At 71.6% G+C, this 22724-nt stretch carries 17 protein-coding genes; 7 read left to right on the top strand and 10 right to left on the bottom strand.

Features of this window, described 5'->3' with window-relative positions:
• Positions 1–141: 141 nt before the first annotated feature.
• Positions 142–3096, bottom strand: a complete 2955-nt coding sequence (locus VGC13_RS26215) for a PAS domain-containing protein (RefSeq protein WP_331128278.1) — start codon at positions 3094–3096, stop codon at positions 142–144.
• Positions 3097–3744: 648 nt separating this feature from the next.
• The gene (locus tag VGC13_RS26210) at positions 3745–4209 is read right to left on the bottom strand and encodes a hypothetical protein (protein ID WP_331128277.1); all 465 of its coding nucleotides are present in this window, start codon (positions 4207–4209) and stop codon (positions 3745–3747) included.
• 326 nt (positions 4210–4535) lie between these two features.
• Here VGC13_RS26210 and VGC13_RS26205 point away from each other — a divergent pair, with 326 nt between their 5' ends.
• Positions 4536–5675 carry an FAD-dependent monooxygenase gene (locus VGC13_RS26205; protein ID WP_331128276.1) on the top strand — a complete coding sequence of 380 codons (1140 nt, stop codon included), beginning with the start codon at positions 4536–4538 and terminating at the stop codon, positions 5673–5675.
• Between the two features lie 340 nt (positions 5676–6015).
• On the opposite strand, the gene VGC13_RS26200 is transcribed toward VGC13_RS26205, so the two are convergent.
• Both VGC13_RS26200 and VGC13_RS26195 read right to left on the bottom strand, forming a co-directional pair.
• Complete coding sequence (locus VGC13_RS26200; protein ID WP_331128275.1) at positions 6016–7374, bottom strand: M24 family metallopeptidase; 1359 nt, start codon at positions 7372–7374, stop codon at positions 6016–6018.
• A gap of 504 nt (positions 7375–7878) precedes the next feature.
• Complete coding sequence (locus VGC13_RS26195) at positions 7879–8418, bottom strand: GNAT family N-acetyltransferase (RefSeq protein ID WP_331128274.1); 540 nt, start codon at positions 8416–8418, stop codon at positions 7879–7881.
• A gap of 181 nt (positions 8419–8599) precedes the next feature.
• Between VGC13_RS26195 and VGC13_RS26190 the strand changes: the two genes are divergently transcribed.
• Together VGC13_RS26190 and VGC13_RS26185 are read left to right on the top strand one after the other, a co-directional pair.
• A complete protein-coding gene (locus VGC13_RS26190) occupies positions 8600–9052 on the top strand; it encodes a PaaI family thioesterase (RefSeq protein WP_331128273.1) in 453 nt (150 codons plus the stop codon).
• Positions 9053–9135: 83 nt separating this feature from the next.
• The gene (locus tag VGC13_RS26185; RefSeq protein WP_331128272.1) at positions 9136–9699 is read left to right on the top strand and encodes a phosphoglycerate mutase family protein; all 564 of its coding nucleotides are present in this window, start codon (positions 9136–9138) and stop codon (positions 9697–9699) included.
• 860 nt (positions 9700–10559) lie between these two features.
• Here VGC13_RS26185 and VGC13_RS26180 read toward each other — a convergent pair.
• From VGC13_RS26180 to VGC13_RS26160, 5 genes are all read right to left on the bottom strand, one after another.
• Positions 10560–11834, bottom strand: coding sequence for a DUF445 domain-containing protein (locus VGC13_RS26180; RefSeq protein WP_331128271.1), 1275 nt, complete (start codon positions 11832–11834; stop codon positions 10560–10562).
• 152 nt (positions 11835–11986) lie between these two features.
• Positions 11987–12946 (bottom strand): DUF1835 domain-containing protein, encoded by a 960-nt coding sequence (locus tag VGC13_RS26175; protein WP_331128270.1) that lies wholly within the window; start codon positions 12944–12946, stop codon positions 11987–11989.
• The gene (locus VGC13_RS26170) at positions 12947–13189 is read right to left on the bottom strand and encodes a hypothetical protein (protein WP_331128269.1); all 243 of its coding nucleotides are present in this window, start codon (positions 13187–13189) and stop codon (positions 12947–12949) included.
• Positions 13186–14379 carry a DUF3616 domain-containing protein gene (locus VGC13_RS26165; RefSeq protein ID WP_331128268.1) on the bottom strand — a complete coding sequence of 398 codons (1194 nt, stop codon included), beginning with the start codon at positions 14377–14379 and terminating at the stop codon, positions 13186–13188. The genes VGC13_RS26170 and VGC13_RS26165 overlap by 4 nt, the downstream gene beginning before the upstream one ends.
• A 17-nt stretch (positions 14380–14396) precedes the next feature.
• Positions 14397–15143 carry a hypothetical protein gene (locus VGC13_RS26160; RefSeq protein WP_331128267.1) on the bottom strand — a complete coding sequence of 249 codons (747 nt, stop codon included), beginning with the start codon at positions 15141–15143 and terminating at the stop codon, positions 14397–14399.
• Between the two features lie 154 nt (positions 15144–15297).
• On the opposite strand from VGC13_RS26160, the gene VGC13_RS26155 reads away from it, so the two are divergent.
• The gene (locus tag VGC13_RS26155) at positions 15298–15987 is read left to right on the top strand and encodes a TlpA disulfide reductase family protein (RefSeq protein WP_331128266.1); all 690 of its coding nucleotides are present in this window, start codon (positions 15298–15300) and stop codon (positions 15985–15987) included.
• Positions 15988–16620: 633 nt separating this feature from the next.
• A complete protein-coding gene (locus VGC13_RS26150) occupies positions 16621–17283 on the top strand; it encodes an HD domain-containing protein (protein ID WP_331128265.1) in 663 nt (220 codons plus the stop codon).
• 176 nt (positions 17284–17459) lie between these two features.
• On the opposite strand, the gene VGC13_RS26145 is transcribed toward VGC13_RS26150, so the two are convergent.
• Positions 17460–18863 (bottom strand): alkaline phosphatase PhoX, encoded by a 1404-nt coding sequence (locus VGC13_RS26145; protein ID WP_331128264.1) that lies wholly within the window; start codon positions 18861–18863, stop codon positions 17460–17462.
• Positions 18864–18998: 135 nt separating this feature from the next.
• Here VGC13_RS26145 and VGC13_RS26140 point away from each other — a divergent pair, with 135 nt between their 5' ends.
• Positions 18999–19853 carry an SDR family oxidoreductase gene (locus tag VGC13_RS26140; protein ID WP_331128263.1) on the top strand — a complete coding sequence of 285 codons (855 nt, stop codon included), beginning with the start codon at positions 18999–19001 and terminating at the stop codon, positions 19851–19853.
• A 711-nt stretch (positions 19854–20564) separates the two neighbouring features.
• On the top strand, positions 20565–22280 hold the full coding sequence (locus VGC13_RS26135; protein WP_331128262.1) for a hypothetical protein: 1716 nt from the start codon (positions 20565–20567) through the stop codon (positions 22278–22280).
• The last annotated feature ends 444 nt before the right edge of the window (positions 22281–22724 follow it).

The raw sequence follows: 22724 nt of genomic DNA, 5'->3' as shown, positions 1-22724 counted from the left end.
TCAGCAACGTGTGCGGCTCGAACGAATCGAAATGCCGGGCGCTCTGAACCATTGAACCGGGATGTTGCGGAGGGCATGGCGGAGGGACAATCGGGACAAAAAACAAATTGATCGAAATTCGCTCCGAAAACAAAACAAGCCTTACGGCGCGTCGGGGATGGTGCCGGCCGGCAGGCGCAGGGTGAAGGTGCTGCCTTCGCCGGGGGTGCTGCGGAGGGTGAGGGTGCCGCCGAGCAGGCCGGCGAATTCGCGGCTCAGGGCCAGGCCCAGCCCCACGCCGCCCTCGCGGCGGGTGGTGGAGGGATCCACCTGAAAGAAGGGCTCGAAGACACGCTCCTGCAGCTCGGGCGCGATGCCGGGGCCGGTGTCCTCCACGTCCACGCAGGCGTCGTCGCCACAGGGATGCAGGCGCACGGCGATGGATCCGCGCTCGCTGAACTTTACGGCGTTGCCGATCAGGTTGGTGAGGATCTGCCGCACCATCCCGGGGTCCGTCTGGACCACAGGCAACTCGTCCACCTGCACGTCCAGCGACAGGCCGCGCGCGTCCACCGCGCCGCGCAGCGCCTCGCACACGTCCCGCACCAGCGCGGAAAGGTCCACCGGCTCCAGGCGCGCGCGGCGGGTGCCCGCCTCTACGCGGGCCACGTCCAGCACCTGGTCGATGAGCGCCATCAGGTGCTCGCGCGCGCCGCGCATGCGCCGCAGCGCCTCGTGCTGCGCGTCCGTAACGGGGCCGTAGATCCCCTCCTCGAGCAGGCTGCTGAAGCCGGCCAGCGCGTTGAGCGGCGTGCGCAGCTCGTGGCTCATCACCGCCACGAACTCGCTCTTGGCGCGGCTGGCCGCCTGCGCGCCCTCGTACAGCCGCGCGTTGCGCACGGCGAGCGCCGCCTGGTTGCCCAGCAGCGCCAGGGTGGCCACCTCGGCCGGGCTGAACGGCGGGCGGTCCGGCCCGCGCACCAGCCCCAGCATCCCCAGCCGCTCGTCGCCAGCGCGCAGGGGAAAGACGGCGTAGTGCTCCACGCCCAGGCGGCGCATCCACGCCATGGCGCCGGGCCCGTCGGGGTCGGACGCGGAGAGCACGGTGGGCGTGGCGCGCCGGAACGCGGCTTCCGTCAGGCTTCCCGCGGTGGCGCCGGTCAGCCCCCGGATCGGCTCCAGCAGCCCCGCCGCCACCGCCGTGCGGAGCTCCTCGCCCTTTTCCCCCACCAGCACGGTGAGGCCCGCGCCGTCCGCGCCCACCAGCTCGCGGGCCAGCGAGACGATGCGCTCCATCACCTCCTCCGGGTCCAGCGTGGAGGTGAGCACCTCCGCCGCCCGCAGCAGGGCGCGGTTCACCTCGGCCCGCTCGCGCTCGCCGGCGTACAGGCGCGCGTTGTGGACGGCCAGCGCGGCGGAGTCGGCGAAGGCCTCCAGCAGCCGCGCGTCCTCGGCCCCAAAGCCGCCGGCGCGGTCCACCACGGCCAGCACGCCCAGCGCCTCGCCGTAGGCGCGGACGGGCACCAGCAGCAGGTTGCGGGCGCCCACCCGCGTCACCATCGGCAGCAGAGGGCTTGAGGCGGGGAGCTTTTCCACCGCGTTGTACAGCTGCGTCCCCTCGCGCAGCACCACCTCGGCGGCGCTGCCGGCCACGGGCGTGCGGGTGCCCTCCATCTCGGCCATCAGCCCCAGCGCGGGGCTCACCAGCAGCTCCGTGCCGGGGTCGGCCGCGGCGGCGAAGAAGCTGCCCCGCGCGCCCAGCAGCTCCATGGCGTTCTGCGCCGCCAGCCGCAGCACGTCGTCGGGCTCCAGCGACGAGACCAGCGCGCGCCCCATCTCGCGCAGCGCGCGGCTTTCTTCCGCGCGCAGGGCGGCGTTGGCGGCGGCGTGCTCGGCCTCGGTGGTGCGCTCGATGAGGGCGCGCTCCAAGCGGAGGCGGTCGGTGATGTCGTAGATGGCGACCATCCCCCGCTCCACCCGCCCCGCCGCGTCGCGCAGGGGTACGCCGGAGCTGAGCACCGTGCGCTCGGTGCCGTCGGCCTGGCGCACCACCAGCTCCACGTCGCGCGTGGCCTCGCCGGCCAGGGCGCGGGACAGCGGCAGCTCCTCCGGCGGAAACGGCTCGCCGGTGGGGCGAAAGAGCGGCCAGCGCGCGGCGTACTCGTCCAGCGAGCCCGTGGCCAGCGCCTCGGCGTCGCCGCCGCCCAGCGCCAGGGCGGCGGGGTTCAGGTAGGAGATGCGCCCGTCCGGCGCATCCGCCACGATCACGCCCATCGGCAGCGTGTCCAGCACCTCGAACAGGGCGCGGCGCTCGGCCTCGACCCGCTGGCGCCCCCGCACCAGCGCGGTGACCTCCACGGCCATGATCAGCAGGGCGCGCACGCCCTCGCCCGCATCGCCGGGCACCGGCTTTACGGTCAGCCGGAACCAGGCGGGGCCGCGGCTGAACCCCTGGTACAGGAACTCCTCGCTCTCGTACGCCTCGCCCGTGTCGCGGATGGTTTCCAGCATGTGCTGCACGCCGCTTTCCTCGTACGCGGGGAGCATCCGCGAGATGGGGTGGCCCACCGCGGCGCCGGGCTGGTTCCACGGCGGGTCCAGCAGCGCGGAGTACGCCTCGTTGGCCTCGAGCGCCACCATGGTGCGCGCGTCCAGCAGCGCCAGGGCCACGGGCGCGCCCGAGACGATGGTGCCCAGCCGCTGCTCCCGCTCCTCCAGCGAGCCGTGCGCCTCGGCCACGCGGCGCTGCAGCTCTTCCACCTCCACCTGACGGGTGACGTTGCGCAGCTGCAGGCGCAGGTCGCCGCCGTTCAGCGGCTCGGTCGACACCTCCCACACGTGCGGCACCCCGGGCCGCCGGTCGAAGCGGAAGGTGACCGGCGTGCCGGCTTCCATCGCCCGGCGCAGCTGGTCGGCCTCGGGGACCTGGTCCCACCCCGGGATGGCGTCCCAGAAGGTTTCCACGCCGTCGCGGCCGCCCATCAGGTTCAGGATCTCCAGCAGCGAGGCGTTGGCGTAGCGAAAGCGCCAGTCGGCCGAAAGCACGGCCACGCCGTCCCGGGCTCGCCCGAACTGCGCGTCGTGGTCGCGGATGCGTGCCTCTGGAGTCGGGCTCACGGGATGTGCACGGAGAGTGGTGGGGCCGGCGGTTTCGCGGCGTTCCGGGGCGGCAAGATCACGGCCAGAGGGTGAGCGGGTGAAGGGGTGAAGGGGTGAAGGGGTGAAGGGGTGAACGGGTGAACGGGTGAACGGGTGAACGGGTGAACGGGTGAACGGGGTCGGGCGATACTCCGTGGCTGACTCGCGCACCCATACCATGTCATCCTGAGGCCCGGGCACGCAGAGCCATCTGTCGCGCGAGGGGTCGCAGGGCCGAAGGATCTACTCTCCGCCTGCTGGAAGCTGGACGCGGCAGCCCGCACGGAACCCGCGGCCATGACGCGGCCGGACAAAGCCGATGGCCCGGCGCGCCGGAGCCGAACCCGACCCCCAAACCGTGTCATCCTGAGGCCCGGCCACGCAGCATCTGTCGCGTGAGGGGTCGCAGGGCCGAAGGATCTGCTCTCCGCCTGCTCAAACGCGGACGCGGCAGCCCGCACGGAACCCGCGGTCGTGATACGGCCGGACAGAGCCGATGGCCCGGCGCGCCAGGGCCGGTTCCGATCAGCCCGTACCTGGATCGGTGGATGGGTGATTGGGAAAGAACGAGCCGCCCTCCCGGGGTGCGGGAGGGCGGCGGGCTTCAGGACGGTGGATGGATGTGGATCAGTGGCGCAGCGTAAGGCCTACGGCAACGCCGCCGTTGGTGGCCGGCACAAGGGTGACCGGGGCGCGGTCGCGGGCGGGCCGGCGGATGCCAGTGACGATGCCGTAGAGGGCGCCGATCCCCGCGCCGACGATCGCACCGGCGCCGGTGGTCAGGGCGATCTCCTCTTCCCGCGAGAAAAGGCACCAGTCCTCGACTTCCCCGCATCCATCCGACGCAAGCGTCCCGATGATCAGCCCCGCGCCGGCGCCAGCGAGCGCTCCCACACCCGTGCTCACCAGCACCCGGCGAACGGAGATGCGCGGCGCGCCCGCGGCGGTGCGCTCGTCCACGTCCGGCACCAGCGACGCAGGGAGCGGCGCGATGGCGGACGCGGCGTAGGGGAGATCGACCGTCTGCGCGGCCGCGGCAGTGGCGTAAGTGGAGGCGAGTACGAGGGCCGCGAAGGTGATCTTGAATCGCATGTGGATGATGTACGCTGGTCCAAAGGCAGGTTCAGTCCGCGAACGCGCGGACGATGGATTCTACATACCGCCCGATTCCGGCAAAAGGTTCACGCACCAACCCCGCACGCACTCTCGCACTCTCGCACTCTCGCACTCCCGCACTCCCGCACTCCCGCACTCCCGCACTCCCGCACTCCCGCACTCCCGCACTCCCGCACTCCTGTCGGGCAATCCACCACGGAAGGCGGGTCATGTTCCCTATCCTGTGCGGGGTGACGGGCGATTAGCTTGCCGTCAGCGTCCGGCGCGTGCCGGGCGCACGGCATCGGCAGGAGGAGGCGGCGATGATGGATGCGGGGGGTTCGGCCATCGTGGTCGGCGGGGGGATCGGCGGGCTGTCGGCGGCCATCGCGCTGCGCCGCGCGGGGGTGCAGGCCGACGTGTACGAGCGCGCGCCGGAGCTGCGCGAGGTGGGCGCCGGCATCAGCCTGTGGCCCAACGCCACCCGCCAGCTGCGCCGCTGGGGGCTGCTGGACGAGATCCTGCGCCGCGGCTTTCGCTTTGGCGGCGGCGAGATGCGCACGCCGCGCGGCACGGTGCTGACGGCGATCCCGTTCCCCGCCGCCGACGCGCCCGGCGTGCTGATTCACCGCGCGGACCTGCACGCGGTGCTGGCGGACGCGCTGCCGCCCTGGGCCGTGCGCACCGGCGCGGAGTTCCAGCGGCTGGTGGATTCGCCCGATGGCGTGGAGGCCGACTTCGGTGAGGCGGGGACGGTGGAGGGCGCGTTCCTGGTGGGCGCGGACGGCCTGTGGTCCGCCGTGCGCCGCCAGGTTCTGGGCGACGGCGAGCCCGTGTACCGCGGCTATCCCGTCTGGCGCGGCGTGGCGCCGGTGGGGACGTCGGAGTGGAACACGCTCACCGAGACGCTGGGGCGCGGGCTGCGCTTTGGCATCGTGCCCATTGGCGGAGGGCGCGTGGCGTGGTGGGCCACGGCGAACGAGGCGGAGCGGGCGGAGGACGCGGCGGAGGGGCGCAGGGCCAAGCTGCTGCGCCTGTTTGGCGACTGGCACCGGCCGATCCCGCAATTGATCGAGGCCACGCCCGACGACGAGATCCTGAAGAACGGCACCTACGACCGTCCGCCGGTGCGCCGCTGGGGCCGCGGCCGCGTGACGCTGCTGGGCGACGCGGCGCATCCCACCACGCCCAACCTGGGGCAGGGCGGGTGCATGGCCATCGAGGACGCCGCCGTGCTGGCCCGCTGCCTGTGCGAGACGGACGACGTGCCCGCCGCGCTGCGTGCCTTCGAGGCGCGCCGCTTTCGCCGCACCGCGTGGATCACGCGCGAGTCGCTGCGCTACGGCCGGGTGGGCCAGTGGCAGCACGCGGCGGCGGTGCGGATGCGCGAGATGATCTTTCGCGCCACTCCCGCCGCCGTCGCGCGGAGCACGATGGGCCGGATGTTCGCGTTCGATACGTAGGGAGGTGGGGCAAGCTGGGGTTGAGGCAAGCTGGGGTTGAGGCTCGACGAAGGAAACCGAACTGGCGCCCGACAGGGCCCTCTCCCCCGCCGACTTCGCCGCTCGTTCCTCGCGGCTCGCGGCGACCCCTCCCCCAACCCCGGGGGAGGGGTTTTCCGTTTCCTCGGCACTGGACCGCATCAACCAGGACTCCCCACTCGACAAACCCCTCCCCCGCAGTTTGGGGGAGGGGTCGACCGCCGTCGCGAGGAACGAGCGAAAGGCCGGTCGGGGGAGAGGGCCCCGCGGGTCGCGACGAGCTTCACCCCTTCACCCCTTCACCCCTTCACCCCTTCACCCCCTACCGCACCAGGTGAAACCGCTCCTGGCGCGAGAGCACCCAGCGGCGCGTACCGCCGGCGTCCAGCCAGGCTTCCTCTTCCAGCGCCATCCGCACCGGCTGTCCGTTCCACTCGGGCACGGGCGTGGTGGCCTGCAGCTCGATGGAGAACCACGCGTTCGGACGCAGCGCCACGTCGCCGCGGCCCACGACGCCCTCCTGCCGGTCCCACAGGCCGATGGTGGGGCCCGCGCCGTGGCCGTGGTCGCCCACCGGGTGCGTGTAGACGGTGCCGTCGATGCCCTCGGCGCGCATCCGCTCGCGCGTGCTCCGCAGCACCTCGTTCCCCGTGCGGCCGGGCCGCATCTCTTCCAGCAGCAGGTCCTGCAGGCGGTTGGCGCGGCGCAGGGCGGCGTACAGGCCGGCGGGCGCATCCCTCTCGCCCTCGCGCAGCACGTATCCCATGTGCTGCGTATCGGTGTTCAGCCCCAGCGCCGTGATGCCGAAGTCCGTGTGCAGCACGTCGCCGCGCAGGATGACGGGATTGGCCGAATCCCCCATCTCCACCCCCGCCCGCTGCACCGTGACGGACGGCTGGAACCAGGTGCCGACACCCAGATCGTTCAGCCGCTGCCGCATCCACCACACCACGTCCTCCGTCCGCGTGCGGCCGGGGGTGACCACCTCGGACGAGAACGCCGTCCGGATGACGTCGTGCGCCAGCCGCTGCATCTGAACGTACGTGGGCATCATCTCCGGCAGGCGCTCTTCGATGTAGTGCAGCGCCAGCAGCTCGCGCCGCACGACGCGGTCGCGGTAGACGGGCGGCAGCGCGGCCTGCATCTGCTCCCACTCACCGGCCGTCAGCCCGTCCGAAAAGGCGTGCGTGTGCGAGATGTTGACGGCGATGGTGCGCGGGTCGCACGCCTGGACGACGGGCGCCAGCAGCCGCCACTGCTCCGGGCCGTACGGCTCGGCGGGGCGCACCGTGGCGCCGGCCGTGCCGGTGGCGGCGTCCGGGTCGCGCACCACGCGGTACAGTCCGCCCTGCGTGCTGCCGCCGATGGCGATGCGCTCCACGCCGCGCTCCGGCCCGCGGTCGCAAAAGACGTAGATGGTCCGCCGCCGCGCCGCCATGGTCGTGGGCGAGACGATGGACCAGAACACCGGGTCTTCCGCGTACTCGCGCACGGGGATGATCCACATCTGCACGCCCTGCTCGCGCATTACCCGCGGCAGCACGCGCTCCAGCCGCAGCCGCAGCCATTCCTGCCGCACCTGCGCCTGCTCGCGCAGCGTGCCGAAGGGGCGCTGCTCCTGCGCGAGGGCGGGTGCGGCGGCGAGGGCGAGCGTCAGGGCGAGAAGGAGGATGCGAGGCATGGGAGTGCGTGAGTGCGGGAGTGCGTGAGTGCGTGAGTGCGTGAGTGCGTAAGTGCGTAAGTGCGTAAGTGCGAGCTACGAACGGGATCGGGCTGTGGCGGCGGGGCCTTCACCCGCTCGCTCAGGCCCGCACCCTCTCCCACCAGCGGGAGAGGGTATAAACGTCGCAAATGCTTGCTGCGCGTGCCCTGGGATGCCGCGGTAGACGCCTTCACTGGTCGCACGCCCGGGCTGTCATTCCGAGTGGAGCGCACCACGTGGACCCGTCCGGCGCCCAACCTGCTGCGCGCGGCCGAGGAATCTACCGTCCAGCTGCTCGTGGCGCGCCCGAATCGCCAGGGACCCTCGGCCTCGAGCAGGTGAAGCCCCGTTCGGTGAGCGCAGCGAGCCGAGACGGGGCTTATCGCCTTCCCAGCAGCGGGTTTACCCGCTCATCACCCGCTCATCTCCGCGCTCGCCGGCCGCTCATCGCCCCCGCCCCACCCGCACATCGCCGGCCGCCGATCACCCCTCGTCCAGCCGCCGGTACATCACGCGGTCGGTCTGGCGGTCGGTGCCTACGATGAACTCGTGGCTCCCCACGTCGCTGAAGCCGCGCTTCCTGTAGAACGCCATCGCGCGGTGGTTGCGCTCCCACACGCCCAGCCACAGGGCGCGCCCGCCCAGCTCCCGCGCCGCGTCGAACACCGCGTCCATCAGCCGCTGCGCCACGCCACGCCCGTGCCACGGCTGGTCCACGTAGAACCGCGCGATCTCGATCACGTCCGGCACGTCGCGCACCGGCTGGGCGGGCTGCCCCGCGCGCACCTGCGCGTAGCCCGCCGGCACACCGCCGATCTCCGCCAGCAGCGTGATCATCTGCGGGTCCGCGATCTCGGCCGCCTGCTGATTGGCGCCGTAGACCTTTGCGGTGTACATCGCCACGTCTTCCGGATGGTTGTCCGCGGCAAAGGCCTCCATGAACGTGCGCAGCGCAAGCTCCGCCACCACGGGTGCATCGGCGGCAACGGCGCGTCGGATCGTCAACTCGGGATCGGTGGTCATCGGCGCGGGAGCGGGTGGAACGGGATCAGAGCGGATGAGGATTTCCCCGCCGCGGCGCCCGGCGCAAGGGCAATCATCGGTCCCATCACTTTACCGCGGACGCCATTCGGGTGCAGATTGGTGTCGGCGCCGACGAAACGCCGTTGCAGGCTATTCCCTGTTCCCTATTCCCTCTCCCCTCGTGCCTCTCGTTCCCCAGGACCCGGACTACGAAGCACGCGTCCGCCAGAGCTTCGCGAAGCAGCGGGTGATGGAGACGATCGGCGCCAGACTGGTGCGGGTGGCGCCGGGCGAGGTGGACATCGAGCTGCCGTTTCGCGAAGACCTTACGCAGCAGAACGGCTTTCTGCACGCGGGGATCGTGGGCACGGTGCTGGACAGCGCCGCGGGATACGCCGCGTTCACGCTGATGCCGGCGGAAGCCGGGGTGCTGAGCATCGAGTTCAAGGTGAACCTGCTGGCGCCCGCGCGCGGCGAGCGCGTGATTTCGCGGGCGCGGGTGGTGCGCGCGGGACGCACCATCACCGTCTGCACGGCGGACGCGTTCGCGGTGCAGGACGGCGCCGAGCGCCACGTATCCACCATGACCGCCACCATGATGACCGTCGCCGGCCGCGAGAATGTCACCGGCTGACCGTCGAGCCCGATCTTCCTGAACCGCCGCGGACCGGGCGAATCCTCCGCGTCCTGATTCTTTCCACCGAACCCCATCCGCCGATGCGTACGCTTCTTCGCCCGCTCCTGATCCTGGCCGCCCTGGTGGCCGCGGCGCCGCTGGCCGCGCAGGACTCCACCATCGTGGTGGTGGTCCGCCACGCCGAAAAGGCCGTGGTCGAGGCCGGCAACAACGATCCGCCGCTCAGTGAGGCCGGCGAGGCGCGCGCCGTGGCGCTGCTGGAGGCGCTGGAGGGAATCAACTTCGACGCCGCGATCGGCACCGACCGCCAGCGTACGCACGCCACGGCGGGGCCGGTGACCCTGGCGAACGGCCTTGGGTCGGAAGTGGTGTCGCTGCGGCACGGTGCGGCGCACGTGGACTCGGTGGTGGCGGCGGTGCGCCGGCACGTGGGGCGGCACAACGTGCTGGTGGTGGGGCACAGCAACACGGTGCCGGCCATCGTGCACGCGCTGGGCGGGCCGCGGCTGCCGGACCTGTGCGAGGCGCAGTACTCCAACCTGTACATCCTGGTGTTCAAGCCCGGCGCCGAGCCGCGCTACGAGCACCGCACCTACGGCGCCCCCGATCCCCAGGGCGCCGACGTCTGCCCGCCGCACCCGTAGGCGGTTTTGGCGGATGAACGCGAGCCGGCCGCGCCCCAGACGGGCGCGGCCGGTTTCTCGTGTTCCAATCCAGCGGCCTGCCGGATGAAACCAGGCTGTCATTCCGAGGCCCGGCCGCACTGCCACCAGACGAATGCGCCGCGGGTTGCAGGGCCGAGGAATCTACTCTCGGCCTGCTCGAGGCCGGACGCGGCAGCCCGCGCCATGCATGCGGCGGCGCAACCGCCAGACGGGGCCAGCCCGGGGTGTCGCGGCGGGCCACGAGGAGACGGACAGTAGATTCCTCGGTCGCGCGCCAGGTCTGGAGTGGAGGACGGTTAGACCGGATCTGACAAAACTGTCATTCTGAGGGAGGCGTCGCACCGTGCTCTGCTTTACCCAGGAGCATGGCGCCGACCGAAGAATCTTTATCCGAAGCGGCAGGATCTTTCCGTCACGCGGGTTTCCCGGGCTCTGCCCGGGAGAGGATTCCGCGCGAGGGGAGAAAGATTCTTCGGTCGCGCCACAGGCTCCGCGACGTTCCCGAGACCGCAGGGTGGGCGCTCCCTCAGAATGACAGGTGTTGTTCCGGATTCGGTAGTACGCCCGGCGCTCCCTCGGAATGACAGATCGGGACGTGCGGCCGGTGTGGGAGGCGCGCCATCGAATCCTGCCGTTCAGAAAAGGTCAGCGCGCCGACGGAAGGATCTCGCCGACATAAGGAAAGGGGCCGGCTCCACGTCGTGAAGCCGGCCCCGTCGCAGGGCGAAGCAGGTCCTTCGGTCGCGCGCAATCGGTTGTGTGGCGTCTGTGTGCACGTGGTGCGCTTCCTCAGGAAATCATTCCTTTGCGAGAATTGGCGAATCGGCCACCACTCTCCGTCACGGCGCGAAGAACTGGGCGAAGGTGTAGATCAGCAGGCCCACCAGGCCGCCCACCAGCGTGCCGTTGATGCGGATGTACTGCAGGTCCTTGCCGATCTGCAGCTCGATCTTCTGCGTGGTGTCTTCCGGATCCCACGCGGCCACGGTGGTCTCGATCAGCGCGGCGACCTCGTGCCGGTACTGCTCCACCACGTACAGCACCGCCTGCTCCACCCACCCGTTCACCTTCGCCAGCAGCTCCTCGTCCTCGGTGAGCGACGCGCCGAAGCGGGTGACGGCGTGGCCCACGCGGCGGCGGAACTCGCTCTGCGGGTCGGCGCTGTGGCGCAGCACCGAGCCCTTGACGTCGGCCCAGAGCGAGCCCGAGTAGCCGCGGACCGCCGGGTGCCGCAGCACCTCTTCCTTGAACTCCTCGCCCCGGGCAATCATCTCGGGCGAGCTCTTGAGCCGCTCCACGAACTCGCCCACCGCCTCGTTGAAGCGGTGGCGCAGCGGATGGTCGGGGTCGTTGTTCACCTCGTGCAGCGTGTTCTCGACGCTGCGGACGATCTTGTTGTAGATCTGGTCGTCCACCGCCGTGGGCATCCACCACGGCGTCTCGCTGCGGATCTTGGTGCGCAGCGCGTCGCGGTTCTCGTCGAACAGCCGCCCGAACAGGCGGATGGCGCTGTCCAGCAGCTCCTGGTGCCGGTTGTCGGCGGTCACCAGCGACAGCACGGTGCCCATCAGCGGCGCCACCTGGGTGGCCCGCACCCGGCTGATGAGGCTGGTCTCGATGATCTCCTGGATCTCCTCGTCGCGCAGCACCTGCACCAGGCCGCTGACCCCGGCGGCGGCGTGCTTGCCCACCGTGTCGCCGTGGTCAGGATTGGCCAGCCACTCCGCCAGCTTCTTTGCCACGTTGGCCGAGCGGATGCGGGCCACGATCACCGCCGGCGCCAGGAAGTTGTTCTGGACGAAGTTGCCCAGGCTGATGCCGATGCGCTCCTTGCGCGTGGGGATGATGGCGGTGTGCGGAATGGGAATGCCCAGCGGATACCGGAACAGCGCCGTCACCGCGAACCAGTCGGCGATGGCGCCCACCATGGCGGCCTCGGCGGTGGCGCGCACGTAGCCCAGCCCCGGCCAGCGGTGCTCCAGGAAGCTGGTGACGATGAACACCAGCGTGGCGAACGCCAGCAGCCCGGTGGCCAGGCGCTTCATCTTGATGAGCGCCGCGCGTTTTTCTTCCTCGTCGCGCAGCGGCGGCAGGGTAAGCTTGCCGATTTCCAACGGAAGTGCCTAGTGCCTAGTGCCCGGTGCCCAGGAAAGCGGATTTCGCCCCGCTCCGTGGAAGAATGCGTGCCACTCTACGCGTGCCACCCCGCCGCGCGTTTCGACGGGGATGAAAAACGGGTCACGCGGGGCGGATGACCGCATCCGCCTCACCCTTCGGCGATGCGCTCCTCGTCCGCGTCCCACCGCCACGGCACCTCGCGGCCGGCCAGGTGCACGCCGCCGATCCAGCGGTCCGTGCCGTTCATCCACAGCGCGTCCGCGCGGCCCCACAGCACCTCGCGCCCCGCGTCCGTGATCCGCGCGCGGCGGCGCATGGATACCCTTGGCTCGCTGCCCTCCCCGTCGCCTTCCCAGGCCAGCAGCGGCTCCGCGCCGGCGGCCAGCCGCTCCACGTATCCCATCCACGACGCGTCCCCCAGCCACACCGCGTCCTCCACGTCGTGGTGCGCGGCGGGATAGGCGTCCGCCAGCGTGCGCGGGCCGGCGGAAAAGGCGATCAGGATCTGCTCCTCCGATCGCGAAAGCCCGCTGCCGGTCGCGGGATACTCCTCCAGCAGCCGGAACAGCGCCGCCGGCAGGTGCGGCAGCGCGTCCGCACTCTCCGCGTAGAGGACGGCCTCGAGCTGGCGCGGGTCCGTGCCGCGGAACGCGTCCCACGCCCGGCGACCCAGCGCCAGCTGTGCGCGCGTCACGGGCTGCCGCGCATCGAACAATTCCCGCGCGCGCTGGGCGGTGATGCCGCCCAGGTACTCCGGCGGGTTGATGAGGGTAAGCCGGGGGTGCGGATGGTCCGCGAACCAGTCCAGCAGCTGGATGAGCTGCAGCTGGTCGTACAGGTCGTGCTCGAACCACAGCACCACCTCGTCCTCCTTCCCCGCCGCGGCCAGCGCGCCGTCCCGCCCGGCGAACTGGCGGCGCACCTCGTCCGCCGGCCCCCAGCCCAGCGACGCGATGTAGTCCGCGCGCACCTCGCTGAGCCGCGGCAGCGGCAGGCCGCCGGGGACGGGCCCCTCGTGCAGCACGTCGCGCCAGGGAAGGACGCCGCCTTCCACCCCCACGGCGCGGATGGGCCCCACCGCGGCGTCGCCGTTGGTGACGTGCAGCATCTACACGTTCAGCGGCTTGTCTCCCGGCTCCGCCCAGCCGGGGCGGCCGCGCATCTCCAGCGCCAGCGCCGAGCCGGCGGACTCCGTCATCAGCACCGTCTGGTCGGCGCGCGTCACGTACATGCACTTGTACAGCCCGGCGCCCTCGCGCGTCACGCCGCGCTTCTTGAGCGCGTCCAGCGCGCCCTCCACCTCGCGAAGGGCGTCGCCGCCCTTGATGAACACGTGATACGGCTCGCTCATCCGCCTTCCCCGCCTCCGTTCCGTTCGCCGTCCCCGCCGTGGCGCGGGGGAAAGAGGGTTTCCATCAGCCCCGGACCGCGCCCGCGCCGAACGCGAAACACGTCCGCGACCACGGCGTCGCCATCCTGCCGGCGCGGACCGCCGCTGTCGTAGACCACCAGCACCTCGCGGGTGCGTCCGCCAAAGTCCTCCAGGCAGCAGATGCCTTCGGGGTGGTCCGCGCCGCCGTCCACGTCGTGCGGCAGGTCCAGCAGCTTTTCCAGCGTGTCGCGGGCGGTGATGGAATCCGCCTCCAGCTTGACCGCGCCGGGCCAGCGAAAAAGGGTGGCCGGCGCGCGGACGCCCATGGTGGGCCCGGCGAGCACCAGCAGGTCGTCGCCGTCCGCGGTGATCTCGCGCACGCCCAAGCCGTCCAGGTCGAGAAAGTGCTTGCGGTAGCGCCGCCCCTCCGGCCCGATCTTCTTGAGCTTCAGGCGCTCCGGGCGGTCCGTGGGCACCGGCTCCACCTCCAGCACCACCGCCCAGCCGCGGACCACGGGGCCGCGCAGCCCCAGGAACAGCCGCCCGCCCGCCGCGGCCAGCCCCTCCACGTCGAAGCCGTTGTCCTTGCCCGGCAGCTTCAGGTAGCGCCGCAGGTGCTCGTCCTCGCGCACGGCGCGCATCAGCGCGCTGCGCTGGCCCTTGCCGCGCAGCCGGGCGGAGGTGAGGGTGGAGGACGGGTCGCGCGGGTCGGCGCAGGACCGGCGGGGCACCAGGCCGCCGCCCTCCGCGTCCTCTTCCAGCGGAATGCGGGCGAGCAGGTAGCGGTTCTCGTCCTCGTCCACGTCCGCCAGCGCCGCGAAGGCCTTTTCCACGCCCTCGTCCGGATCGGGCTTGCCGCGCTTGCGGCCGTGGCTCCCCACCATCCACAGGTACGGCGGCGCCCAGGCCAGCCCCTCCACGTCCACCTCGGCGTCGTCGTCGCCGGGCAGGTCCAGCACGTCGGCCAGGCGATACGTCCGGTGCTCGGCGTAGCGGCCGGCGCCGTGGTCGGTGACGCGCTCCAGGGTGGCGGTCTCGTCGCACCCCAGCCACAGGTGCGGCCCGGTCTGCACCACGGCGGACAGGCTCTCGCGGATGTCGCGCGCCTCCAGGTCGCCCTCGGGCGGGCGGGTAAGGGCGATGCGGACGTTGGACTGCGGCTCGCTCATGGCGGTGTTCCGACGGTTCAGCGGGTGGGGCGGGCGCGGCCGCGGCCTTCCCGCGTGCGGACGATGAGAATGTCCGTCTCCGCGCTCCTGAACTGCACCAGCGTACGCGATTCCCGGTCCATCCAGTACGTCGCGGGCGCGCCGGCGTGCGTCACCCGCACACGCCACGTGGGCACGGCACGGCCCCCCGGGTCCAGCACCAGGTCCTCCGCCGCCTCCACCTCCACGTCCATCGTGCCCAGGCCCTCGTCGGGGTCGTACAGGGCCAGCCGGGCCGTGTAGCCGGCGGCCAGGGGAAGGGCGCCCAGCAGCAGGTCGGTGGTGCCGCCCAGAAAGACCGGCTCCGCGATCGGAACGGTTTCGGCCGTGTCGGCGCCGGACCGGTCGTGGTACACGGTCCGTACGCCCCCGCCGACGAACTCCATCGACACCGCCTCGCGATCCGTGGACCGGACCAGCCGCAGCGGCGCCAGCGTGCCGCGGTGCAGGATGAACGAATCCACCTGCACCAGCAGGGCGTCCATCCACGTTTCCTCGGTGCGGACCAGGGCGGGCGTTCCGTCGACCGTGGCCAGGCGGGTGCGCAGCATCATCTGGCCCATCGGCGCGTCGTCTTCGCTCCCCAGGTGGATGTCGTACCCCTCGGCGCCTTCCGCGAGTACCGCGGTGACCTGCGCGTCCCCGGGACGAAGGAGCTGCGCGGCCGCGGCGGGCGCGCCGGCGCAGGCCAGGAGCAGGGCGGCGGCGAGGGGGTGGATGCGCATCGGGAGCTTTCGCGGACGGGGTCGCGCACGGTGGACCGGCGCGGATTGTAGCGCGGCGCGCCCGGGGCGGAAAGCGGGGGGCTTGAATCATCCGTTCCGCGACGTAAATTGGTTGTCCTCCCCTCCGCATTCCCCGACGCCCCGGAGCAGACCCATGCAGGACCGGATCTATCGCATCCTTCCCTACGCCGCCCTGGCGGTCGCCGCGGCGCTGGTGGTGCTGCTGGGCTGGCAGAAGCGCGGCCTGATCACCGACCTGGAGCAGGCGCAGTACCAGCTGCGCGAGGCGCGCACCATGCCCATCCGCGGGATGTGGATGCCGGCATTCCAGGCGCCCACGCTCGAAGGCCAGCAGGCCACCATCGGCGAGGTGCAGGGCGAGGGGCGGCAGGTGCTGATGATGTACACCACGTCGTGCCCCTTCTGCCTGAGCAGCATTCCCGCCTGGAAGCAGATCAAGGCCGCCACCGACACCATGACCAGCATTCGCGCGGCCGTGTACGGCGTGTCGCTGGATTCCGTGAACGTGACGCGCGAGTACATCGCCAAGCACCAGCTGCCGTACCAGACGGTGCGCTTTCCGGACGAGAAGGTGGCGGGGATGTACCGCGCGGGGACGGTGCCGGTGACGCTGGTGCTGGACGAGCGCGGCCGCACCATCTACTCGCGCACGGGCGAGCTCAAGGACCCGGCGGCCATCGACTCGGTGATGCAGGCCATCCGCTGGCGCCCCGCCCCCCAGCCCGCCGACAGCGCGCGTCCTGCCGCTCCGGCGGCTCCGGCGGCTCCGGGCCAGGCGGGCCAGCAGGCGCAGCCGGCCAAGGCGGCTCCGGCGGCGCGGTAGGGACCTGACCTCTGCCCCTCCCCCGACCTCTTATCGCAAAGTGGGCGAGGAGAGGGGGAGAACTTCGGTAGTGATTCGGAGGGGTCGAGCTGCGCCGGCAGGGCGCCCCCTCCGCTCGCTTAGGCTCGCACCTCCCCCAAGTTTGGGGGAGGTTTGTTGTTTCCGACGGTATGGGGGCTCGTCGAAAGACGTTGGTCTGCGTCCGAAGGGGTGCCCCTCCCCCGGCCCCTCCCCGTTCGTTCCTCACGGAGAGGGGAGAATTCGATCCCACTTCGAATATCTTGTCGTGCGCGTCACCCCCCCCGCGCGGTTTGCGGGGGAGGGCCGGGGGGGGCGGCTCACCCTCCCGCGCCAGCCCTGCCGAAGCGCCCCACCGCCAGCCCCACCCCCAACCTCCCCCAGCAGTTTTGGGGGAGGTGGGCGAGTAATGCGAGCCCGGAGGGGGCGCCCGCCCCTCGCGCCCAGCCCTGCCGAAGCGCCCCGCAGGTCCGTGCCGAACTTCGGCGTCGCTCCCAACCTTCCCCTCGCGTCACCCTCCCCGCGCTGTTTGGAGCCCGGAGGGTCGCGCCGCATCTTCCCCATCCACCGCCAAGGGCGCAGATTCGTCGCCCACAACACCACACGGGAGGCGGGATGGGCGATCGGGACGGGATTCTGCGGCGGACGGAGGCGTTCGTGCGCGAGCGGATGCACGCGGAGGGCTCGCACGACTGGTGGCACGTGGACCGGGTGCGGCGCACGGCGCTGCGCCTGGCCGGCGAAGAGGGCGCGGACCCGTACGTGACGGAGCTCGCGGCGCTGCTGCACGACGTGGCCGACCACAAGTTCCACGACGGCGACGAGACGGCCGGCCCCCGGGCGGCCCGCGCCTGGCTGGCAAGCGCCGGCGCGGACGCGGAGACCGTCGAGCACGTGTGCGCCATCATCGCCGCGCTGTCGTACAAGGGCGCCGGTGTGCCGACGCCGATGGCCAGCCCCGAGGGCGCGGTGGTGCAGGACGCCGACCGGCTGGACGCCATCGGTGCCATCGGCATCGCGCGGGCGTTTGCGTACGGGGGCAGCCGCGGCCGTCCGCTGCACGAGCCCGGCGAAGCGCCGGAACTGCACGACAGCTTCGACCGCTACAAGGCGAGCACCGGCGCCAGCATCAACCACTTCCACGAAAAGCTGCTGCTGCTGCGCGACCGGATGAACACCCCCGCCGCCCGCCGCATCGCGGAAGGCCGCCACCGCTTCATGCAGGAGTACCTCGACCGCTTCCACGCGGAGTGGGACGGCACGGACGAGCCGGCGTAGGCGCGTTCGACCAGATCCGCAAAAGACTGGGGGTACAGAGGAACAGAGGTAGTGAAGAGAGGAGCAGAGGCCCGAAACGACGGCTCCTCTGCACCTCTCTTTTGGACCTCTGTTCCTCTGTACCCCACCAACTCGTCAGTCCGTCGACGCTTCAGAAGTTCGGGAGCTACCGTTGATCAGAGCGCGCCCTTTTCCCACGGGCCCCAGATGGCGTAGGTGCCTCCGGCCAGGGTGGTGGTGGCGCTAGTGCCGCCCTGGATGTTGAAGAACAACGTGCGGCCGTTGGGGCTGAAGCACGCGCCCGCCGTCTCGGCGCTGGGGCCGGCGGTGCGGACGAAGTCGAAGATCTTTCCATCCGTCGTCAACCCGCGGACGAACTGCTCGCCCCCGCCATCCTCGCACAGCACCAGGCCGCCGCGGGGGCTCACGCACAGGTTGTCGGGGCTGTCCAGCACGTCGCGCGACGGCGACTCGAAGATCAGCGTGAGCGTGCCGCCGTCCGCGTTGCCCGGGCGGTAGCTCCACACCTGCCCGGCGCCCGCGTTGCCGCCGCTGGTGGCGTTGAAGTACACGTTGCCCTCGCCGTACCAGCACCCCTCCAGCCGCTGGAACACCGCCCCGCCCCGCGCCCACCCCTGCTGGAACACGGCGGACAGGTTCGCCTCCGCGGCCGCCGGATCGGGATCGGGGATGTCGACCCATCCGGCCTCCAGCGAGGCGCCCACCGTCTGCCCGCTGGCGGTGACGTAGTTGGGCCGCCCGCGCACGGCCAGCATCTGCAGCCGCCCGCCCGCCGCCAGGTTCCCCGGCTGCGCGGGGAGAAAGCGGTAGAACCCCGCACCCTTTCCGGCGGCGACGGCGGGATCGTAGGTCACGTCCTCCGTCAGGTAGACGGTGCCGGAGCGCGGGTCCACCGCCATCGCCTCGTGGACGAATCGGCCCATCGCGCGCAGCGGCACGGGCTCCACCTCGGCGTCCGCACTGGCCGGCACCTCGAAGCAGTAGCCGTGCGCCCGCTCGTAGCCGGACGCGGGCCCCACCGTCGTCTCCTCGCAGGTGATCCACGATCCCCACGGGGTGGGGCCGCCGGCGCAGTTGGTGTGCGTGCCGCTCAGGCTTACGAACTCGCGCGCCAGCTCCACGGACCCGCCGCGCGACTGCCGCACCTCCAGCGTCGTGGTGCCGCCGCCCGCCTTGCGGTCGTACGCGCGCACGCCGGGGCCCAGCAGCCGCGCGCTGGCGGCCGCGTCGCGGATCTCGTGGTTGCGCACCAGCCGCACCGCGCCGTTCCCCGCGTCGAAGGCCGCCATCCCATCCACCCCGTACTGCACCGTCAGCGCGGGGTTCACCAGCGACGGCGCGCGCGTGGTGCTGAGCTTGCGGACGGTGAACCCCTCCGGAACCCACAGCTCGGGGACGTCCGTGCTCTGCATCAGCGGCCCATAGCCTAACGCGCGCGGCATGGCGCCGGTGGCGGCCGAGCAGGCCGAAAGCCCCAGCAGCGAGGGCGCCACCAGCGCGGTGCCGCCCAGCGCGGCGGCCTGGCGGATGAAGGCGCGGCGGTCGAGATCATGCGTCATGCGATTGCCTGCGGTACCGCGGGTGTCGGTCGATGGGGTCCGTAGACGATTTACGCCATTGCGCGTCACGGGGCCAGTGCCGCGGCGTCACGCGACGGTAGCGGCGGGCTGATCGATGGAAACGAAAGGAAGCGGATGAGCGGGCGGGGGATGGAGGGGCGCGTCTGCGTGATCACGGGCGCCACGGCGGGGCTGGGGCAGGCGGCGGCGACGGAGCTGGCGCGGCGTGGCGCCACGGTGGTGCTGGTCGCGCGCAGCCCGGAGCGCGCGGAGAACACGCGCAAGGCGGTGGTGCGCGCCGCCGGGCACGACCGCGTGCACGTGGTGCGGGCGGACCTGGCCGTGCAGGCGCAGGTGCGCGCGGCCGCGGCGGAGATCATGGAGCGCTGGCCGGCGGTGCACGTGCTGATCAACAACGCCGGCGTCTACACGCGCACGCTGCAGCTTACGCCGGACGGCATCGAAACCCAGTGGGCGGTGAACCACCTCGCCCCCTTTCTGCTCACCAACCTGCTGCTGGACCGGCTGCGGGCCAGCGCCCCGGCCCGTGTGGTGACGATGAGCTCCGGCGCGCACCGTGGCGCCGCGCTGCGCCTGGACGACGTGGAGATGCGCGGCAAGTACAACGGGCTGCGGCAGTACGCCAACACCAAGCTGGCCAACATCCTCTTTACCCGCGAGCTTGCCCGGCGCGTTCCGCCGGCGCAGGTCACGGCCAACGCGCTGCATCCGGGCGTGGTGGCCACGGAACTGCTCTTCGGCGGATTTGCCCCGCTGCGGCTGCTGAAATTCTTCATGAAGACGCCGGAGCAGGGCGCGCGAACCACCGTGTACCTGGCCTCCTTTCCCGACGTAGCCACAGTGACCGGCGGCTACTTTCAGGACGAGCGCCCCGCCCGCATCACATCCGCCGCGCAGGACGACACCGCCGCCCGCCGCCTATGGGAGATCAGCGAGCAGATGACGGGATTGCCTGGTATTCGTAAATGATCGTTTATTATCACCAACACGCCAAGAACTGACTTCCTGAGGGAGCGCACCACGTCCACCCCGTAAGTCACACTACAGATTGCGCGCGACCGAAGGACCTCGTCTCGGTGGCGCAGGGGCCAGATCAGAGCACGGGACCCGCCCCGTCGTTCTGCTGGCGAGGTCCTTCGGTCGGCGCCAGGGTGCAGTGTACGAGCGAGTTGCGGGGCGGCGCCTCCCTCAGGAAGTCAATCACGCTGGGAGATTTGGCAACACCCTTTGAGCTAAACCGGCACTGGGCGCCCACCGCCGATCTGTCATTCCGAGGAGCGCACGCGCTGCACCTGCTTGACCAACAAACTCGGTGCGCGACGAGGAATCTACTTTCCGTTTCCTGGTGACGTGCGGTGAGGCCCCGGACTGGCCCTGTCTAGCGGTTTCGTCGCCGCGGCTGTGGCGCGGGCTGCCGCGTCCGGCCCCGCGTGGGCCGACAGTAGATTCCTCGGCCCTGCAACCTGGGTCGCATTCGGCCGGTGCAGCGCGGGCGGGCCTCGGAATGACAGCAACTTGATCCATGGACTCGGAAAGTCACTGGCGCTGATAGATTGGGACCACCACCCGCACTGACCTCGCGAAACGGCCCTGATCCTCGCGTGTATGAGACAGGCGCTTGCTTCGGCTTTTGTGCGGGTGTAATCTACGTGCTACTCGCGCTCCTCTCTGGCCACTGACGTGACTGCTCCTCCCGCTCCCGACGCCGAAACGCTCTCCTGCGCCATCGCGGGCCGGTACGCCGGCCGCTGGGCGCAGAGCGTCGCGCGTCCGCGGGAGGAGGATGCTCCCGAACCGGCGGCACCGTGGTACGTCGATGGATTCGCGGGGGCGGACCTGCAGCGCGCGGCGTTGCGGGGCACGACGGCGCAGGCCGTCGCCATCGCCGCCGTGCAGGCGCTGGATGCGGCGACGCGCATCGTGCTGATCGACGAAGATCCCGGCCTGATCTCGCGCCTGCGCCAGGAGCTGGACCGCATCGGCCTGGGCGAGCGCATCCACGTGGCCGCCGATCCCGCCGCCACCGAGCCGGGCCAGATTGCGCTGGTGGAAGCGCCGTTCGCCGGCGTGGCCACGCGGCTCGCCAGCGCGATTGGCGATGAGCCGGCCCTGGTGCGCCTGGCGCCGCTCACCGCGCGGACGCTGCCGTGGGCCGCGCTGGAGCCCATCGCCGAGCTTGCCGGCACCGACGTGCTGCTGCGCGTTCCGCTGGAGGACTTCGCGAAGCAGGCGCACTTCACCGGCCCGCTGGCCGACCTGCCGCCCAACCTGCGGCGCCTGGTGGAAGGCTGCTCCGCGCTCTTGGCCGATCCGCGCCACGGATGGGTCGCCGCCTGGCGCACCGCGCAGCGCGCCGGCGGTGCCGATGCCGCGCTGGCCGCCGTCCTGGAGCGCATGCAGGCGCTGCTGGCCGGGGTCGACGAGGATCGATCCACCCGTGCTCTGCCGGTCGCCGGCAAGGCGGGATCCGTCCACCTCCTCCTCTCCACCCCCCACGCCGCGCACCTGTCGGAGCTGGAGCTGGCGCTGGACACCGCCGTCGCCGACAGCGCCCCCGCACCCAAGCGCCGCGCCGGCCGCAAGTCGGCCGTTGCAGAGACGCCGGCTCCCGCCGAGTCGCCAGCCGCAAAGACGCCAGCCAGCAAGCCGGCCGTCGCAGAGCCGCCCATCATCGAGCAACTGGCGCCGGAAACCGCGGCCGCTAATCCAGCTGCCGCAGAGCCGGCCGTAGCCGAGCCGCCGACGCCGGAGACGGTCGTCGCCGAGCCAGCCGCCACCGAGTCTCAGGTGGCCGACGCCGGGCCAGCCGCCGCCGAGCCGCCCATCGCCGAATCTGAGGCGCCTGCGGCTGAACCGGCCGCCTCCGAGCCGCCAGCCTCCGAGCCGGCCGCCGTTGAGTCAACCGCCGGGCCGCCTGCCGCCGAATCGGCCGCCGATCCGTCGGCATCTGAGGCGGCCGCACCCGAACCAGCTGCCGCCAAGCCCAGGTCACGGGCCGCCAAGCGCGCCACCGCATCCGCCGTCGAGGCGCCGTCGCAGCCCGCACCTGACGAGCCAGCCGCGGTCTTGGACCTCTTTGCGCTCTCGTCGGAACCGGAGCCGGCGCGGCGCGGGCCGGATCCCGGCGTGCTCGCTGACCAGCTGCACGCGCGCCATGTGGGAACCAGGGTGCCCGTTCCCGAACTGCTGTCGGCCGGGGGGGATGGAGACGTTGCGCCCGAGCAGGTGCGTGCCGCACTCGCGGTCCTCAAGCGCACCGGCCGCGCGACGTACGGCTTTCTGGAGGCGGATGCGGAGGTGGAGTTCCTGGAGCCACGCGTCTCCGCCCCCCGCCCGCGCAAAACGCGCACGCCCTCGCCCGACCTGTTGGGCCTGTTCGACGAGCCGGAGGAGTAGGGGCGGTTCAACGAGGCGCGGCAGGGGCGGCGCTACCGCGGGCACGATGCGCTTCGAACAGCGCGGAAGTGGCCGACGGTAGATTCCTCGGTCGCGCCCTGACTTCCGCGGATTCGTATGATTCCGCGCGGCGCTCCCTCGGAATGACAGAGTCGGGTTTCGTCAGGAGCAGGTGAGCCGCGCAGGCGCCTCTCCCGTTGCGGACGCGCCGGTGCGTGGGACGCCGCACGCGCCCGGGCCGCCGAGTCCGCGCAGGCGGACTTTGCGCCTTTCCCGCGGCGAATTCATTCGCTCCTGGGGCGGACGCGGCGAGATCCGCGTTGGTCGGATCGGGATGTGGAACACGCCCCTTGCACACGATGCTTGACACCCGAATGGCCCGCAGGTATCATCCATCCTAACACTGTTAAGTCATCAATCAAGGTTATGGGAACCAAAGAGCGG

This window comes from Longimicrobium sp. (genome assembly GCF_036399255.1).
Lineage (GTDB): Bacteria > Gemmatimonadota > Gemmatimonadetes > Longimicrobiales > Longimicrobiaceae > Longimicrobium.
Note: the sequence above shows the minus strand (reverse complement) of the source record. Positions and strands in the feature narration are given on the sequence as shown.

What these genes read in the sequence shown, in the direction of transcription:
- VGC13_RS26170 (WP_331128269.1), bottom strand. Translation starts at nt 13,189, where the DNA reads ATGAGCGAGCCGTATCACGTGTTCATCAAGGGCGGCGACGCCCTTCGC.
- VGC13_RS26155 (WP_331128266.1), top strand. Translation starts at nt 15,298, where the DNA reads ATGCAGGACCGGATCTATCGCATCCTTCCCTACGCCGCCCTGGCGGTC.
- VGC13_RS26150 (WP_331128265.1), top strand. Translation starts at nt 16,621, where the DNA reads ATGGGCGATCGGGACGGGATTCTGCGGCGGACGGAGGCGTTCGTGCGC.
- VGC13_RS26160 (WP_331128267.1), bottom strand. Translation starts at nt 15,143, where the DNA reads ATGCGCATCCACCCCCTCGCCGCCGCCCTGCTCCTGGCCTGCGCCGGC.
- VGC13_RS26200 (WP_331128275.1), bottom strand. Translation starts at nt 7,374, where the DNA reads ATGCCTCGCATCCTCCTTCTCGCCCTGACGCTCGCCCTCGCCGCCGCA.
- VGC13_RS26195 (WP_331128274.1), bottom strand. Translation starts at nt 8,418, where the DNA reads ATGACCACCGATCCCGAGTTGACGATCCGACGCGCCGTTGCCGCCGAT.
- VGC13_RS26210 (WP_331128277.1), bottom strand. Translation starts at nt 4,209, where the DNA reads ATGCGATTCAAGATCACCTTCGCGGCCCTCGTACTCGCCTCCACTTAC.
- VGC13_RS26205 (WP_331128276.1), top strand. Translation starts at nt 4,536, where the DNA reads ATGATGGATGCGGGGGGTTCGGCCATCGTGGTCGGCGGGGGGATCGGC.
- VGC13_RS26165 (WP_331128268.1), bottom strand. Translation starts at nt 14,379, where the DNA reads ATGAGCGAGCCGCAGTCCAACGTCCGCATCGCCCTTACCCGCCCGCCC.
- VGC13_RS26185 (WP_331128272.1), top strand. Translation starts at nt 9,136, where the DNA reads ATGCGTACGCTTCTTCGCCCGCTCCTGATCCTGGCCGCCCTGGTGGCC.
- VGC13_RS26175 (WP_331128270.1), bottom strand. Translation starts at nt 12,946, where the DNA reads ATGCTGCACGTCACCAACGGCGACGCCGCGGTGGGGCCCATCCGCGCC.
- VGC13_RS26140 (WP_331128263.1), top strand. Translation starts at nt 18,999, where the DNA reads ATGAGCGGGCGGGGGATGGAGGGGCGCGTCTGCGTGATCACGGGCGCC.
- VGC13_RS26145 (WP_331128264.1), bottom strand. Translation starts at nt 18,863, where the DNA reads ATGACGCATGATCTCGACCGCCGCGCCTTCATCCGCCAGGCCGCCGCG.